The sequence below is a fragment of the Nocardia coffeae genome (assembly GCF_019890715.1).
GTDB classification, from domain to species: domain Bacteria; phylum Actinomycetota; class Actinomycetes; order Mycobacteriales; family Mycobacteriaceae; genus Nocardia; species Nocardia jiangxiensis.
In genome coordinates this window covers 301632-315038 of record NZ_JAINZY010000010.1, presented here as the reverse complement: position 1 = coordinate 315038, position 13407 = coordinate 301632, and the positions used below count along the sequence as shown (strand labels likewise).

General features: G+C 62.5%; 14 protein-coding genes. 1 reads left to right on the top strand and 13 read right to left on the bottom strand.

All coding sequences use genetic code 11. The features are described 5' to 3' along the window. Nucleotides 1-51: 51 nt before the first annotated feature. The 10 genes from K7711_RS31910 to K7711_RS31865 all read right to left on the bottom strand — a co-directional run bounded on the left by K7711_RS31910 (nucleotide 52) and on the right by K7711_RS31865 (nucleotide 7378). Nucleotides 52-1083, bottom strand: coding sequence for a toprim domain-containing protein (locus tag K7711_RS31910; protein ID WP_222973906.1), 1032 nt, complete (start codon nucleotides 1081-1083; stop codon nucleotides 52-54). Then, nucleotides 1080-2612, bottom strand: coding sequence for a DNA cytosine methyltransferase (locus tag K7711_RS31905; protein ID WP_222973904.1), 1533 nt, complete (start codon nucleotides 2610-2612; stop codon nucleotides 1080-1082). The genes K7711_RS31910 and K7711_RS31905 overlap by 4 nt, the downstream gene beginning before the upstream one ends. Beyond that, nucleotides 2609-3109, bottom strand: a complete 501-nt coding sequence (locus K7711_RS31900) for a hypothetical protein (protein ID WP_222973902.1) — start codon at nucleotides 3107-3109, stop codon at nucleotides 2609-2611. Before K7711_RS31900 ends, K7711_RS31905 begins: the two co-directional genes overlap by 4 nt. Next, nucleotides 3106-3465: a hypothetical protein gene (locus tag K7711_RS31895; protein WP_222973900.1), complete on the bottom strand. Its 360-nt coding sequence runs from the start codon at nucleotides 3463-3465 to the stop codon at nucleotides 3106-3108. Before K7711_RS31895 ends, K7711_RS31900 begins: the two co-directional genes overlap by 4 nt. Then, on the bottom strand, nucleotides 3462-3866 hold the full coding sequence (locus K7711_RS31890; protein WP_222973898.1) for a hypothetical protein: 405 nt from the start codon (nucleotides 3864-3866) through the stop codon (nucleotides 3462-3464). The genes K7711_RS31895 and K7711_RS31890 overlap by 4 nt, the downstream gene beginning before the upstream one ends. Next, the gene (locus tag K7711_RS31885) at nucleotides 3863-4015 is read right to left on the bottom strand and encodes a hypothetical protein (protein ID WP_222973896.1); all 153 of its coding nucleotides are present in this window, start codon (nucleotides 4013-4015) and stop codon (nucleotides 3863-3865) included. Before K7711_RS31885 ends, K7711_RS31890 begins: the two co-directional genes overlap by 4 nt. Continuing rightward, nucleotides 4012-4272 carry a hypothetical protein gene (locus K7711_RS31880; protein ID WP_222973894.1) on the bottom strand — a complete coding sequence of 87 codons (261 nt, stop codon included), beginning with the start codon at nucleotides 4270-4272 and terminating at the stop codon, nucleotides 4012-4014. Before K7711_RS31880 ends, K7711_RS31885 begins: the two co-directional genes overlap by 4 nt. Next, the gene (locus K7711_RS31875) at nucleotides 4272-4487 is read right to left on the bottom strand and encodes a hypothetical protein (protein WP_222973893.1); all 216 of its coding nucleotides are present in this window, start codon (nucleotides 4485-4487) and stop codon (nucleotides 4272-4274) included. Before K7711_RS31875 ends, K7711_RS31880 begins: the two co-directional genes overlap by 1 nt. Nucleotides 4488-5068: 581 nt before the next feature. Beyond that, nucleotides 5069-5980, bottom strand: coding sequence for an NAD-dependent epimerase/dehydratase family protein (locus K7711_RS31870; protein ID WP_222973891.1), 912 nt, complete (start codon nucleotides 5978-5980; stop codon nucleotides 5069-5071). 15 nt (nucleotides 5981-5995) lie between these two features. Next, nucleotides 5996-7378: a helix-turn-helix domain-containing protein gene (locus K7711_RS31865; RefSeq protein ID WP_222973888.1), complete on the bottom strand. Its 1383-nt coding sequence runs from the start codon at nucleotides 7376-7378 to the stop codon at nucleotides 5996-5998. 1116 nt (nucleotides 7379-8494) lie between these two features. Here K7711_RS31865 and K7711_RS49380 point away from each other — a divergent pair. Continuing rightward, the gene (locus K7711_RS49380) at nucleotides 8495-9433 is read left to right on the top strand and encodes a YecA family protein (protein WP_372460210.1); all 939 of its coding nucleotides are present in this window, start codon (nucleotides 8495-8497) and stop codon (nucleotides 9431-9433) included. A gap of 773 nt (nucleotides 9434-10206) precedes the next feature. On the opposite strand, the gene K7711_RS31855 is transcribed toward K7711_RS49380, so the two are convergent. From K7711_RS31855 to K7711_RS31845, 3 genes are all read right to left on the bottom strand, one after another. Next, nucleotides 10207-11304 carry a hypothetical protein gene (locus tag K7711_RS31855; protein ID WP_222973885.1) on the bottom strand — a complete coding sequence of 366 codons (1098 nt, stop codon included), beginning with the start codon at nucleotides 11302-11304 and terminating at the stop codon, nucleotides 10207-10209. 320 nt (nucleotides 11305-11624) lie between these two features. Beyond that, nucleotides 11625-12083, bottom strand: coding sequence for a hypothetical protein (locus K7711_RS31850; RefSeq protein ID WP_222973883.1), 459 nt, complete (start codon nucleotides 12081-12083; stop codon nucleotides 11625-11627). Then, entirely contained in the window at nucleotides 12076-13008 is a 933-nt protein-coding gene (locus tag K7711_RS31845) for a hypothetical protein (protein WP_222973881.1), read from the bottom strand. The genes K7711_RS31850 and K7711_RS31845 overlap by 8 nt, the downstream gene beginning before the upstream one ends. Nucleotides 13009-13407: the final 399 nt, after the last annotated feature.

The window sequence follows — 13407 nt, the reverse complement described above, 5'->3', positions numbered from 1 at the left end:
AACCTGTTGCGCCCGAGGTGGTTCCGCTGGTTGCGGATTCGTGGGGTGTGCTCATCGGTCCAGCCCCCAATCCATCTCGGGCTGTCGCATCGCGCGGTTAATCACCGACACTGCCGACGGCCGCTCCGGGCCGCTGCCACTCGCAGATGCGGTGGTGGGTCCTTCGCGGTACATCTGCAGCTGGTCCGGCGGGATCCAGGTCAGATCGTTGAGACCGTGCCCGGCGTCGAGGTGATCGGACAGGTCCTTGCCGGTGGCGGCCTGCATCACCGTGATCTGCCCGGCCACACCCTGCAGGCGGTCGTGCACCTGCAGCGCGTGATCGAACCCGGCTCGGTCGCGGTCCGCGACGATCACCACGTGGGCGGCACCGCGCAGCTGCTCGGCGTGCTCGGCGGTGAACTTGCCCGCCCCGGCCGCGTTGCAGGTGGCCGGGTATCCCTCGGCGATGGCGCGGTTGACGTCTTTCTCGCCCTCGCACAACAGGATCGGTTGAGCATGCTTGATCGCCCAGGCCACGGTCGGCGCCTGATACACCACCGGTGAGAATCCGCCCGGCACGTACTGCTTCTGCTCGGTGTCCCAGCGCCGCTGATAGAACCCTTTCTCCACACCGTGCTGGTGCGGGGTCTGGGTGCGGATCACCTGTCCGACAGGATCATTCGACGCAGTGGTGTAGTAGTAGGTCGCCACCCGCCGCCGCGCGCCGGTCACCTCGCCCAACTCGTCGCCCCGGCCCGGCTGCGGGCGTGGGGCCTGCCGACGGCGGGGCGCCGAGGGGGCGCTCCCGCGCTGCGGAGGTCGGTATCCGGGTGCATTGCGGTCTGGAAGGTGATCGAACAGGTCCCGCACCCGCAGTTTCGCGGCGTCCAGGATGTCTTCCTGGGGGCAACCGGCGAAGCACACCACGATGGTCTTCTCCCGGCTCGGGTCGTACTTCACTCCCAGCGAGGGATGCGAGTCCGCGTGCGCGGGGCAGACGAACTTGGTCCACTGCCCCGACCGTCCGGAGCCTTCGATGGTGACCTGTCGCAGCGCGTCGACGACGCGGTCGAACGACGCGCCATGCTCGTGGCCGCTCATGCGGTCACCCCCAGCGATTCAGCGACCGCGTACCCCAGGTCGCGGGCCATCGGCGGGGTGACCGCGTTTCCGGCCTGGCGCACCCGCTCGCGCTTGTTGCCCAGGATCCGGTACTCGGTCGGGAACGCCATGCCTGCGGCGATCTCGTGCGGCTCCAGCATCCGGAACACGCAGTCCTCGACCGCCGGGGTCACCGGCTGCCGGTCGGGGGTGACCATCGCGTGGTGGTTCCCGGCGGCGGCGAACGTGTCGAACGGCTCGTCAATCCCCTTGGCCGTGTTGTTGTTCCGCATCGGCAGCACGAACGCGTACCGGTCCCGGGTGGTCAGCGTCCCGATCGGCTCACCGACCGGCCGCGTCTGCCCGGTGCCGTAGTACGGCATCAACAACCCGGTCTCGTTGCGCGTGGTCATGGTGCGCAACACCTCGCCCGCCGACCGGGCCTCCTTGCCGTCGCGGCCCTCGACCGGGATCAGCAACGCGTCGCTGTCGCGGGTCGTGCGCGTCGGCATCGGCTCCCCCAGCGAGGTCGCCCCGGTGCGCCACGTCCCGCCGGCGGGCACCAACAGCCCGACATGGTTGCCGCTGGCGGCCATCGTCGGCGCGGGCACGCTCACCGGTTGGGTGCGGTACTCGTACCGGTGAACGGTCAAGAACGGCTCATGCCGGTAGAACTTGGCCAGTCCCGCCTGGATCCGCGTAATCGTCTTGGCCGCCAACGGCTTCGCACGGTCGCCGATCCGCTCACCGGTGAGCGTCCAGTCGATCGCCGCGGCGGCTGGGAGCCAGCCCGGCTCGACCACGCTGTTACGGCAGCTCGTGCGCGGGCACCGCCACACGTACTGCGCCCGATACCGGCCCCACGGCGCGCGCTCGGGTCGCTTCCACGACTGGATCGCCGAGACCGTCTCCCCGCACCGCACGCAGTACGCGGACGGGCGGGTCCACCGCTCCAAATCCGGTGCGCGGTTGCCCTCGCGCCAGAACACCACATACATGCGGTCGCGCGACTGCGGCGCCGGGAGCCCACCGGCCTGGGCGTGCATCGAGTTCCCGTACACGATGCGGTGCGCGTATCCCAGCAGGGTCATCGCCTGCAACCAGGCCGGGAACATCACCCATTTCGAGGCCTCGACGACGTTCTCGGTGATGATCGCCTGGTACATGTGCCGTTCGGCGAACCGCGGCACATCCCACATCGTGGCCCGCGACCGGTCGGCGGCTTCGTCTGGCAGGATCTCCCCGAACAGATCCGGGGTCGCGTCCAGATTGCGTTTGCTGCCCTTGGCCTGCGAGTGATTCGTGCACTCCGGCGACGCCCACAGCACCTCGGTACGCGGGAACGTCAACGGATCAACCGAATGGATATCGGCGCGCTTGTGATCGATCTGCGGATGATTCGCGCCGTGCGTATCCAACGCCAGCTGCCAGTGATTCGAGGCAACGATCACCTCGAACCCGGGCACCTGCAACAGCCCCGTGCTGGATCCTCCAGCGCCGCAGAACAAATCGGTGACCGACAGGCTCATCGCTCCACCCCCCGATCCAGGAACTCACCCGAGCCGAGCCACTGCCCCGGCACCCGGCCAGGCGTGCGCACCTCCGGCGGGGTCGGCGCGTCGACCCGGATCACCCGCTCAGGCATCTGCGGCCGCGAGGGCGTAGACGCCGCCAGGTGCGGGAGCTGCGATCTCGGGGTTTCGATCGCCTGGTCCCGGGCGTGAGCTTCGGCGTCCCGGACGAGCTTGACCGCGTCCCGGGGGTCGACGTTCAACCCGAGTGCGAGTTTCTTGATCTGCGGCCAGTCCCGGCGCGCGAACTCGCGCATCCGGTAGCTGGTCGACATCTTCGCCACCGCCAGCGCGTCGCGGGCCTGCTGATGGCTCAGGTCCTCACGATCGGGCAGCCACGACACCCGCCAGCCCCGCTCACTCAGTTCTGCGGTGTGCGGCAACTCGTCGAACCACATCAGATCCGGCCGCAGACGGATCCCCGTCGCCTGGTCGCGGTTGTTTTTCAGGGTCATCGATCCAACCCCCAATCCCGCTCCACCCCAGCCGGATTCGCGGGCTTCTCCATTGCCGGACCCGTGGTGCCGATGAGGCCGACGGCCTCGTTCAAGGTGAGCCCGAGCGTGTTCGCCCAGTCCCGGGCCTCCAGACGGTCCGGAGCGACCGCCAACCGCATACCGGCCTTGGCCTGCTCCGGGGTGAACTGCCGACCCGGCAGCCCGGTGAAAACCCACTGGCCATCACCGACGTCCATCGCCCGGTGTCCGGTCGATTCCGACCGCATCACACCGTGATCGACGGTGATCGAAGGAATCGCCGGCGCCGCGGCACGCGCCCACTCCGACGGACCCCAAGTCTTCGGCAGCCTCATCGGTCCACCCCCTGCCCCGGACCGCACTCGGCGGGCCGGGCAGCCACCTGAACCCCCGGCGGCGGGCACACGACCGCGACCGGGGCATAGGGGGTCTGCGAACCGAACAGCCAACACCCCACCGCCAGACCGGCCGCGAAAACCGCCGCCGCGGCATACAGACAGACCCGCGTCCACATCTCGCTCGGCATCCGCGGCCGCGAAGGCCGATACGTGGCGACCGGGATCTGAACGGGCATTTGAATCGGCTGGTACACCTGCCGGGGCACCGGATACAGGACCGGCTGGGACGGCATGTCCTGCACGGACATCGCGCCCGGCTGCCACAGATCCGTCACACCGACCGGCTGCTGCGTGACCCGGTCGTACACCAGCTCGAAGCGCTCCAACTCCTCGCTCATCGCCGCACCCCCGATCGACGGGGCCGACGCCGCCAGGCCGCGAACAGCACGACCAGGAAGATCACCGCCAGAACCGTTCCCGGCGACGCGATGAACAACAGCGTCGCGAGCACGAACAGAATCGCCAGAACCTCGGATGCGAGCCTCACGCCGCATCACCCCCAGCAGGAAGCGCGCGCATCTCCGTCGCGGCGATCGCGTCGGCGATCCCCGCATCGAGCAACTCGCGGAACGCGACAGCCTGCTCGACCGTCAACTGCATCCCGCAGTACGTGCCAACCACGCCAACGTCCACATGCACCTTGCCCCGGAAGTGCTGGACCTTGAACGACGCCTGATGCACGGACATGGTGAACAGGACGTCGTCATCAACGCCGGTCTTGTGCTCCCCGTAGATCGTTCGCATCACGCGACCCCCTGCTCGTACCGACGAGCCAGGCGCGTGAACTGCACCTGATGGCGCAGCAGCGCGGCACGATGCTTGCGCTCCTCGGGCTGCAACAGCCCATCAGGATCAACCGCCCGCTCGAACCGGCTCGGCGGCAACGACCGCGCCTTCCGGCGACCGGAACGGGACTTCTTAAAGCCAGATTTGGCCGAACGGCCAGATACACTGGACATGCTTCAGGGACCTTTCGTCGCTGAGGTGTGGGAATAGCTGAAGCGGGTGCAACCGCTTTGGTTCTCGGCTCCCCGGTAGCTGGAACTGCCGGGGAGTTCTTGCGTCGTGGCCTATTCCGAATCGCTGGAACAATCCATCTAGCCCAAGGCGCGCGCCATAAAGGCGATAGATCAAAGTTGGCGGTATCCACCCCTTTCAGGAGCTAGATCATCCGTTCACTTATAAGACTGATCGCGATACCGGGATGCCGGTGCGATGATTTGTCACAGCAACCTGGTCGCGGTGGCTAGCCACCCCATAAGCATACGCCCCCAGTGGACGTATGGCTAGCCACCATGACATGCTGTTATCTATGCCGAGTAAGCACCTGAATCCAGCAAGGGTCTACCGACCTGATCCCGCGCTGTACCAGCGCGCTCAAGCGGCCGTCGAGCAGGTTGGATCGAACATGAATGCGCACGTCATCGCATTCCTGAGCTGGCTGTCCGGCGATACCGACGAACTTCCCCCGCGGCCACCTTCAGCGAGCCATCGTCACGACGCGAGTTCGAGCACGGATCAGGCTGCGCCGGAATGACTCTCAGAGCGCTGCGACACTCGCCGACCAAGCATCCCGAACGATCCCATCGATGTCGGATCGACGTGGAGACCAACCGATCTCGGCGATCGCCTTCGACGGGTCGTTGATCAATTTGGCTGGTTCGGGTGCTGGCGGTCGGTGCTCCAGTTCGACGTGTCGACCGCTCACCCGCTCGACAGCCGCAACGATATCCATGACGCTCGCGCCGTGTCCGCTGCCGATGTTGTATCTGATCGCCTGACCCGCTTCCGGAAGGTGCTCAAGACACTCCACGAATGCGTCCGCGGCATCTTGGATATGCAGGTAGTCACGAACCGCTGAGCCATTGCCGTTGACCGGCAGGGCAGTTTGGTCAGCTGCAGCCGCAATCGCTCGCGGAACCAACCTGGTCAGGTCAGGGTCGCTCCCGCCGGCGATGTTCGGAATTCGCAGAATGATGGCCGCGAGATGTCCGCCTCGCGCCTGGGCCTCGATCGCGAGTTCTGCCGCGAGCTTGCTACTCGCGTAGGGATGCGGCGGAGCATCAGGGACCTGTTCGTCCATCGGCTGACGCTCCGGCGTGCCGTAGATTGCGCCTGTCGATGCGAAGACGATTCGCGGCACATCGGCGGCCTCCATGGCTTCCAACAAGCTGATCGTCCCACCTGTATTCACCCGGAAGTATCGCATCGGCTCGGCAAATGACTCCCGAGCGCGGGTGATCGCGGCCAGGTGACATACCGCATCAACGTCGCCCACCACCCGACGCATCGACTCGCTATCGAGTAGATCAGCTGTCCGGACTTCCGCTGCACCCACAATCGGCATGCCCTGCGCGCGCACCATGGCCACCGGTTCGTGGCCTGCCTCGTTCAACATGGCGACGACAGTTCGACCGATGTACCCGTTTGCCCCGGTTACCAGTACACGCACCAGGCCATCATGGCATCAAGGGAGCAGTTGGTCACGGTGCCGCCAGGTCAGCGCTATGCATGCCGCTGCAGCCGCGGCCAGCGGTTCACGGTTCAGTGCACGTCGCACGTTCGCCGACGTCCAAGGAATCCCCACCTTCCCGGGCTCGGACGGGTACACCTCGCCCTCGGCATTCTGCGATACCAGACCTTCGAACGCCGCATCGAAAACTTCGGAATCCATCACGACCGCGGTCAGGATCTCCCCGGCAGGCGCGAGGGGATCCAGCCCGATGCCGAAGCACCATGCGCGAACCTGACCGGCTCGGCGTCCCTCGGTCAGCGTGCGGAATGGTTCGATGTCGTAGTCGACGGGCACGCCGCTGCTCCCGTCGTGTTCAGGCGCGTCGAGGAGTTCTTCAGAGTACTCGCGAATCATATTGCGCCACAGGCTGAAATCTCGCGACACGTTCACCTGACCGATCGCTGCAGGCTGGAACACGCCTGCGGGGATGATGTGCGTCAACCCGGCCGCCAAAGTCACCTGCGCTGATCCGCGTCTGTGCAGGAAGAAGGTGTCGCCGTCGGGTGCCCTCCGGATCGTCAGAGTGTTGATGCTCGGAAGAATCGGGCGCCGGCGAGGATCGAACAAATCTCCGACTCGGTTGCGGAACGGCAGATCATCCAATGTGAGTCGTTCCTGCCCATTGCGTGAGATCCAAACGGCGGCGGTTTCGTGCGCAATGACTTCGCAGACGTCCACCATGTCGAAGTAGGTGGTCAGCCCGAATGCCATCCGGCCACCGGTCCCGTCGAACGACGCATCGAGCAGACGATATGACGTGCGGTTCTCGAACAGCGACGGCCGAGCGATCGCTCGTATCGCCTGGCTGTAACGCCCGTACCGCGAGCCATTCGACCGCATCGGTCGCCACGGTTCCGATTCCACCTCACCACCGTCGAACATGGGCGGTGGAGCGTCAGCATCGAAGTCGAGCGCGATCGAATCAAGGTCGATCGGCGCCGGAGCCATCCACCCTGGTCGCGTAATGCAAGTCGTCCCCTCGATAACCGTTGCGTCCCAGTACAGCCGACCAGCCGCGGAAGTCAATGCGTACCGATTCCGATTCAATGTCTGCCGCACCAGTCGCCATTCGGTCACAGCCTCGTCGCGTGTCGCCTGGGCAGCATCTGGAAGATCGATGATTCCCAATGTCTCGGGCGGCAGATCCATTGCCCGCGCAAACTGCCGCAACTGTACGACGTCACGGCAGACCCGCTTTCCAGTCAAATACATCGATACCAAAGTCCGATCGATGCCGAGAACCTTGGCCATTTGCTCCTGTTTAGTCAATCCGTGCGCACGCATGTACGCGCGAATAACTTCGGGCAGCCGCGAATCACTGACAGGCCTGGTCATACGAAAAAATTCCCCTCTGATCAACAACACAGGTGGCTATCCACCACTGTAGCACTTGCACCGACAGGTCGGAACAAACCTCGAATGGTCCAACGGGATCGCCGCATCCTCACCAGATCCCGCATCCCAACTTTCTCCCTGTGCCGGTCACCACCGAATCACCTGCCCAACAGCCGCCCGGCCGCCCCAACGCACCATGCCACCAACTCACCCGATGCCGGTCTTCTCTTGTGCCGGTATCTCCCCGGGCCGGTATTCCTCGGTTAAGTCTCTCCTCAGTCCCGTCCTCATCCATCCAGTCCCAATCAGCCCCGGTTTGCCCCGCCTACCAGTCCACCCACCCAACCGTCTGCCTGGCTGCCGCACGGACACTAAACGCGCCCGCAGGGTGTGTTTAGTGTCCGTGCGGCAGCCAGGCAGACACCACCTCGAAAACCGCTGGTCGGTGGGGAAAACCGGGGCGGACCGTTGAGTACGGACTACCGTCCGGCCCGCACTGTCGGAACTCGGCATCCCAGAAGGCAGCAACCGAGTACGGTGATTAGTCGTGTCAGCCGCAACTTCGTCGATATCGCTTCTCGCCTCGCTCGCCCCCGCCGGCAGTGCACATTCCGCCCGTGAGCTGGTGATCGCGTCGACCGCTCTCGTCCCCGACGGGTGGGCGCTGCTATTCGGATGGGCCCGTACCCCAATAGGTCGCTTTATAGGTGCCTAATTCAATAAAAGCGAAAATAGACGAGAACAGGTGGCAGCCTTTTCTGAGCACGGAAATGGATACCAGTGGAATCTTCATACGGCGACAAGGTCGAGAGGCGCGTTCGGCATATTGCCGCTCTGCTCGGAGTGCCAGAGTTTGTCTATGGGCAACCTCTGGTCCGCAAAGGATCTGCGGTGCGAGAAGTTGGAGATGGAATTCTCCTATGCGGATTAGGTGGAGCCATTATCCAAGTCAAGAGTCGATCCAGACGAGAAGGTCGAAAGGATGCTCCCGAGGAAGCTCGACGTTGGGTTCTAAAACATATTGAGCGCGCTGTACGACAGGGGCGCGGCTCAAAGCGCACGATCTTGGCGCATCAACGCAACGGCAAACCGCTTGCCGTAACGCCAGCACGAGCCATGATTCTCAGTGAGGCGATGCGATCAGTTTCGCAAACGAAACTGGAATTCGACTGTTCAGAATGGCCCATAATCGTAGTGATTGACCATCCGTCCAGTCCGCAGGTAGATATCCCTCCGTACGCAGACGCCTTTTGCATCTCGCTGCGAGATTGGCGAAACTTGAATCTGCAACTTCGGTCGATTCACGGCCTATTGAGATATATATATGACATACTCGACGACATGCCGAATGCCACCATTCCGCTCGGATTGGAATCGGATCGATTCGCCTCCCGTGTGGCTCTCGACGAAAAATTCGCATCTAGGAATCGGCGCGCTTATGCCTGGACATCATTTGCTGCGACGGACCAGCCGGAGGAAGTGTCCGCCTATCAGCAAATAATAGATAGAACCTGGGGAGAAAATGACGAGCTACCGAATTTTCCGATTAGAGACTACAGGGAAATACTAGACTTTCTAGATGATGCGCCACCAGTTACCCGAGCCTATGTCGGACGTTGGTTAACAGATCAGCGACATCAACTTTTGCATGTTGGACAAATAATATCAGGGACGACCCTTATTGTTGACCGCCCTCTCATTTATATGGTTGATCGTGTGGAAAATTGTCCAGATAGAGCGAAATGGATCGCACAGCTGTGGGGATTAACCGCAGCGAGGGCCATCGAATGGAAAGCGCAAATGCGATCCACAGTGAACACCCTCGGCGTTGGCGTGCGGACGATTGCCTCTGGACTGGATGAATACTCGTATGTGCTGGTTAAACCAGATATATCACTTTCGAATGAAATGGTCCGTCAAACACAGTGGATATTCGGGACCGCAAACTTTCGAACGTTCAGAACTGGAATATTGACGGTCGGAAGGAATGAGCGATGCCCTTGTGGGTCCACCAAGAAGTTCAAACAATGTCATGGTCGGCCAGCGAGCCATTAGCGTCCCGATGCAGCGGGTGCGCCGAGCGCCCCTCGCTTGGGGGCATCCTGATCGAATCCGTCCAAGAAGACTTACTCAAGCCAGGCCTCTCAGGCAATGGCGGCATGCCGGTTCGCGGCAGTGGGGCACATGCCGGTAGCTGATGACCGCGGTGCGCCCACGATATTGTTGACACATAATCGAACTTGGCGGCCTGGTCAAAACATCCGCTGATAGCGATCGGATCTTCGCTGTTGCCGAGCTCGAGCCCGAGCCCGAGGACGAGGACGAGGTGGCGCCGATCGCGCCGCGGAACGAGACTGCACCCGGGAGCTACGCGTGTTGGTGGCCGATTCGATCCGTTATCCGCCCAGCGATTCGGGCTGCGATCACGTCGAGCGTGTGGTCGGATGCTCGCAGTCGGGCATGATCGGTGGCGTGTAGATGACCGCGTCGCAGCGTCGGCAGATATGGGTGCGATGCCCACCGCCGTCGGCTCGCAGGCATGCGATCCAGCCGACGAGCACCTTGATTGGGTTCGAAGGGGTGCCCGTTCGGGCAGGCGGTCGGTGCTGACTCTTCCCAGAGGCCATCACGCCGTCGATACAGTCGGCCGGGCTTGACGGTGCGACCGTCGCCGAGTCGATAGGTCGGTTCCCAGCGGATTTGATCGAACATGCATTCGATTATGGCGCTGACGTGACAGCGGCTGCGATTCGCGTTCGAATCGAGATCGCGTGATGTCGAACGATCTGTCGTCGTGGTCCGATCGGAATCCGGTCCGTCGCAGAGCCCTAGCTGTGCCAGGCTCGAATGTTGTTGTCGGTGACTCGTGCAGCCCGTAGTCGTCGGGCGTCTCGCGGGTTGAAGACAGCGGCATCAAAGGCAGGCATCTGTGGAGTCTGCCCGTACCCGGGAAAGCGTTCGGCGATCGCTGTGGGCTGGACGGATCTCCACTGGGATCCGTGCTGGATGATCTCACCCGGCATGGCTTTCCGCCGCGCCCAGCACGCCTTCATTCCATGCGCCAGCTCGGTAACGATCGCGGCCAGAGAGCGCACCAGACCGTCCAAGACATCCTGGCTGCACTTGAACAAGAATGCATTGGTCAGGTCATGTTTCTCGCCGCGGGTCGGATACACCATCGTCTGCAGTTCGCTCCACTTCGGCTGCCTGTAGAACGGTCGCATCAGCGAGCCGTCTTCAGTGAGTACCCGTAGTTGTGTACTGGGTGCGCGATGAGTCATCGAGTTCCGGGTCTCCCGCATCCACACCACCCAGTCAGCCGGCCCGAACTCCTCGGGATCGAGGACTGGGCCGATCAAATCCAGCTGCCACCGGCGCCCGAGACTGCCGAGCGGAGCGAAGCATTGCTTCGCAGAGCTCGCCGACAGGTCAGCGGCCAGGGTTTCGATTTGCGTCCAGTCGGTCATAACCACATCTTTGACGGCGAACCCGCCGATAATGACCAACGCCGCGGCCACGCGGTCGAGGACTCGGCCCATGTGAAAGAAGCAATGTTCGGCGGCGAGGTCGGCACGCAGAACCCGCGTCCGGTCGTGTGCCAGAGCGAAATACGAATCCATCCGTTGCTGCGGGGTGATTCCGACGGCGGCGTGTATTGCAGCCTGAGAGGCAGCATCGTCCTCGAGTACCGCTTGCCTGTGCTCGCTAGCGGTAAAGGCTGCCGCGCTGAGCGCATCTCCGGCCCCTGCCACGGACTGGATCAGATAGTCGGCGATCAGGGCAAGAGTCTTCCAGTCGCTGTATCCATTCCACCAGGGGAATCCGCCGCCGCCGGTGACGTCCAACTCGTCGACGAGTTGGTTGGAGAACGCGTTAAGCATCTCGGCGGCGGCTGTTGCACGCTGGGTTGATTCGGCCTCGGACATAGACCTGCACGCTACGCGGAGCAAGGCAGGTCAGCGAACGATTTTCCCTCTGCGCCAGAACGGGATTCGCGCCGCAACATCCCTGAGTCGTGCGCGCGAAGCTGACGAGTACCGCCGATGCCGTCCCGGACGATCAGCCGAGACGCTGCACTTGCCGACACGCACTGGAACGAGTCGCCAGCTGGCCGGCGCGGTTGCGGCGTGACGATCACCCAGCCCTTTAACGGCCGCCCGCAGACCACATGCCTGCCGCGCCCGAGCGTCACGTCGACGTCGGCAAGGGCGGGCCTCCGCTGCACCAAACCCATGAGACGGCACAACTAGACATTCAACAGTCGCAGTTGCCGGTGCGTTCGCGACACGGTATGCGATAACCCTGAAATGCTTCGCCGTTCTGCAGTATTTTCGGCAGCCTCCCAGACGAGGTTAGCGAATTCAGGCTCGCCGGATTTCGTTGGGATCATAAACTCTGCGGCATACATTCCATTACGCCGAATCGCCCATACAACAGCTTCTGGGTACGACATAGTTTTTCGAATGGGCTCAAGTAAGCCCTCCGATAAGGATCCTTCAAAAACAGCCTGCGCCTCATCATGTGTCAGATGCGCAAATAATCCAAGCTGTTCGTCGCCATCCTCGTCGAACATCCACCATAGGATTGCTCCCGACGGGATTTTGAACAGCATGATACTCGGAACACCATCCCAGTGGTTGAGGATGGTCGGTGCTTGTAGCGGCTTCTCTCGCAACCAACTGAGCCGATCGGCCTGACTACTCATCACTCACCTCCGTACGCAGCGACTCAAGAGTGACACGATCTGGCTGATCCCACCACCGGCGATGCGCTTGGACGTTTGAAAGCTGGTCCTGACCGGGTGGCGTCCACTGTGCGATTTTCGTCATGTTCCCGTACACGCTCACGTGTTTCAGGTTCAAGCTGTTCGGAGTCCTGCACGGCAAATACGAGGCGTCATAAAGATCGTGCGCTAGGAAGTACCGGACGCGGTCTTTCGGACGAACAGGGCTCATACGTCGACGTGCTTGGACTGCCTCCGCTACGGATACTCGCCCCTCAAGCATAGAGACGTCTAGCTCTATCTTCCCCCCGCCCTCCCGATTCCATCGCGGTGTTTCTGGGAAGTTGTACGTGCCTGACCCATCCATGCGCTTGGTTCCATGCTGTGTCAGCCAAGCGTCCATTGGAACAACGTCAAATCGTCGTCTCTGCTGACCATCCCAACGTGCGGTGTCACCTCTCATACAGGGGATGGATTCAGGACGAACCATCTCGCCGAAGGCTTCCACCATCCAGCGCTTCTCGAAAGGATGGCGAACTACCGTGACCACAGCAGCGACCAACATGGGCTGCTCGTCCACAACCTGATAGTTCTGCGAAACTCCGCGTAGGACTTTGAAGTAGCCTACGTCCTCGGTGTCGAAAGCTGGATTCACGACTGACCCGTAGGCGGGATCTTCGATGGTCGCGTACCTCGCCGCTACCGCACGGAAGTCGCCCCACCTTTCCAGCGACTCTGGCGTCACGAGAGATTGGAGGATCTCAAGATTCGCTTCAGGAGCAGCGAGAGCCCCGCAGAAGGAAGCTGCCGCACTCCATTGTTCGTTCTGCCACGCCTCCAGCATTGCCGCGTCGGACTCCTCTGGCGAGGTGAACCTTCTCCAACTGTCTGGACCAGGGTCGTTCATGCCACCCCCACTGATTGTGAGACCACGCAGACAATGTCGCAGCCCCTGCGAGATCCGTTACGTCCCAACGCAACGCCAGCCAGAACACTACCTTCCGTCGTTCGCGACGAAGCGGTCAGAACGCCGACCGTAGCCCGCTGATCCTTGGGACCAATCTGGGACCACACACTATGCATGGCTGTGAACGACACAGCGGTTACACGCTTCAGAAAGCGAGCGCTTTTCGCCTATGACGTGCGGAAACTCGCAGATTCCAGTTCTGGGGGTCAGGTGGTCGCAGGTTCAAATCCTGTCAGCCCGACAAAGAAAACCCCCTTCTGGCCAGCGCCGGAAGGGGTCTTCATTTTGTTACGTGCCCAACTCGACATGGCTGATCGCGCCCACCACTCGGCTTCGATG

Bases quoted from the DNA above. Each gene is read 5' to 3' on its own strand.
- K7711_RS31845 (WP_222973881.1), bottom strand. From the start codon at position 13,008: ATGAACGACCCTGGTCCAGACAGTTGGAGAAGGTTCACCTCGCCAGAG.
- K7711_RS49380 (WP_372460210.1), top strand. From the start codon at position 8,495: ATGATTCTCAGTGAGGCGATGCGATCAGTTTCGCAAACGAAACTGGAA.
- K7711_RS31910 (WP_222973906.1), bottom strand. From the start codon at position 1,083: ATGAGCGGCCACGAGCATGGCGCGTCGTTCGACCGCGTCGTCGACGCG.
- K7711_RS31895 (WP_222973900.1), bottom strand. From the start codon at position 3,465: ATGAGGCTGCCGAAGACTTGGGGTCCGTCGGAGTGGGCGCGTGCCGCG.
- K7711_RS31890 (WP_222973898.1), bottom strand. From the start codon at position 3,866: ATGAGCGAGGAGTTGGAGCGCTTCGAGCTGGTGTACGACCGGGTCACG.
- K7711_RS31900 (WP_222973902.1), bottom strand. From the start codon at position 3,109: ATGACCCTGAAAAACAACCGCGACCAGGCGACGGGGATCCGTCTGCGG.
- K7711_RS31875 (WP_222973893.1), bottom strand. From the start codon at position 4,487: ATGTCCAGTGTATCTGGCCGTTCGGCCAAATCTGGCTTTAAGAAGTCC.
- K7711_RS31905 (WP_222973904.1), bottom strand. From the start codon at position 2,612: ATGAGCCTGTCGGTCACCGATTTGTTCTGCGGCGCTGGAGGATCCAGC.
- K7711_RS31850 (WP_222973883.1), bottom strand. From the start codon at position 12,083: ATGAGTAGTCAGGCCGATCGGCTCAGTTGGTTGCGAGAGAAGCCGCTA.
- K7711_RS31880 (WP_222973894.1), bottom strand. From the start codon at position 4,272: ATGCGAACGATCTACGGGGAGCACAAGACCGGCGTTGATGACGACGTC.
- K7711_RS31855 (WP_222973885.1), bottom strand. From the start codon at position 11,304: ATGTCCGAGGCCGAATCAACCCAGCGTGCAACAGCCGCCGCCGAGATG.
- K7711_RS31865 (WP_222973888.1), bottom strand. From the start codon at position 7,378: ATGACCAGGCCTGTCAGTGATTCGCGGCTGCCCGAAGTTATTCGCGCG.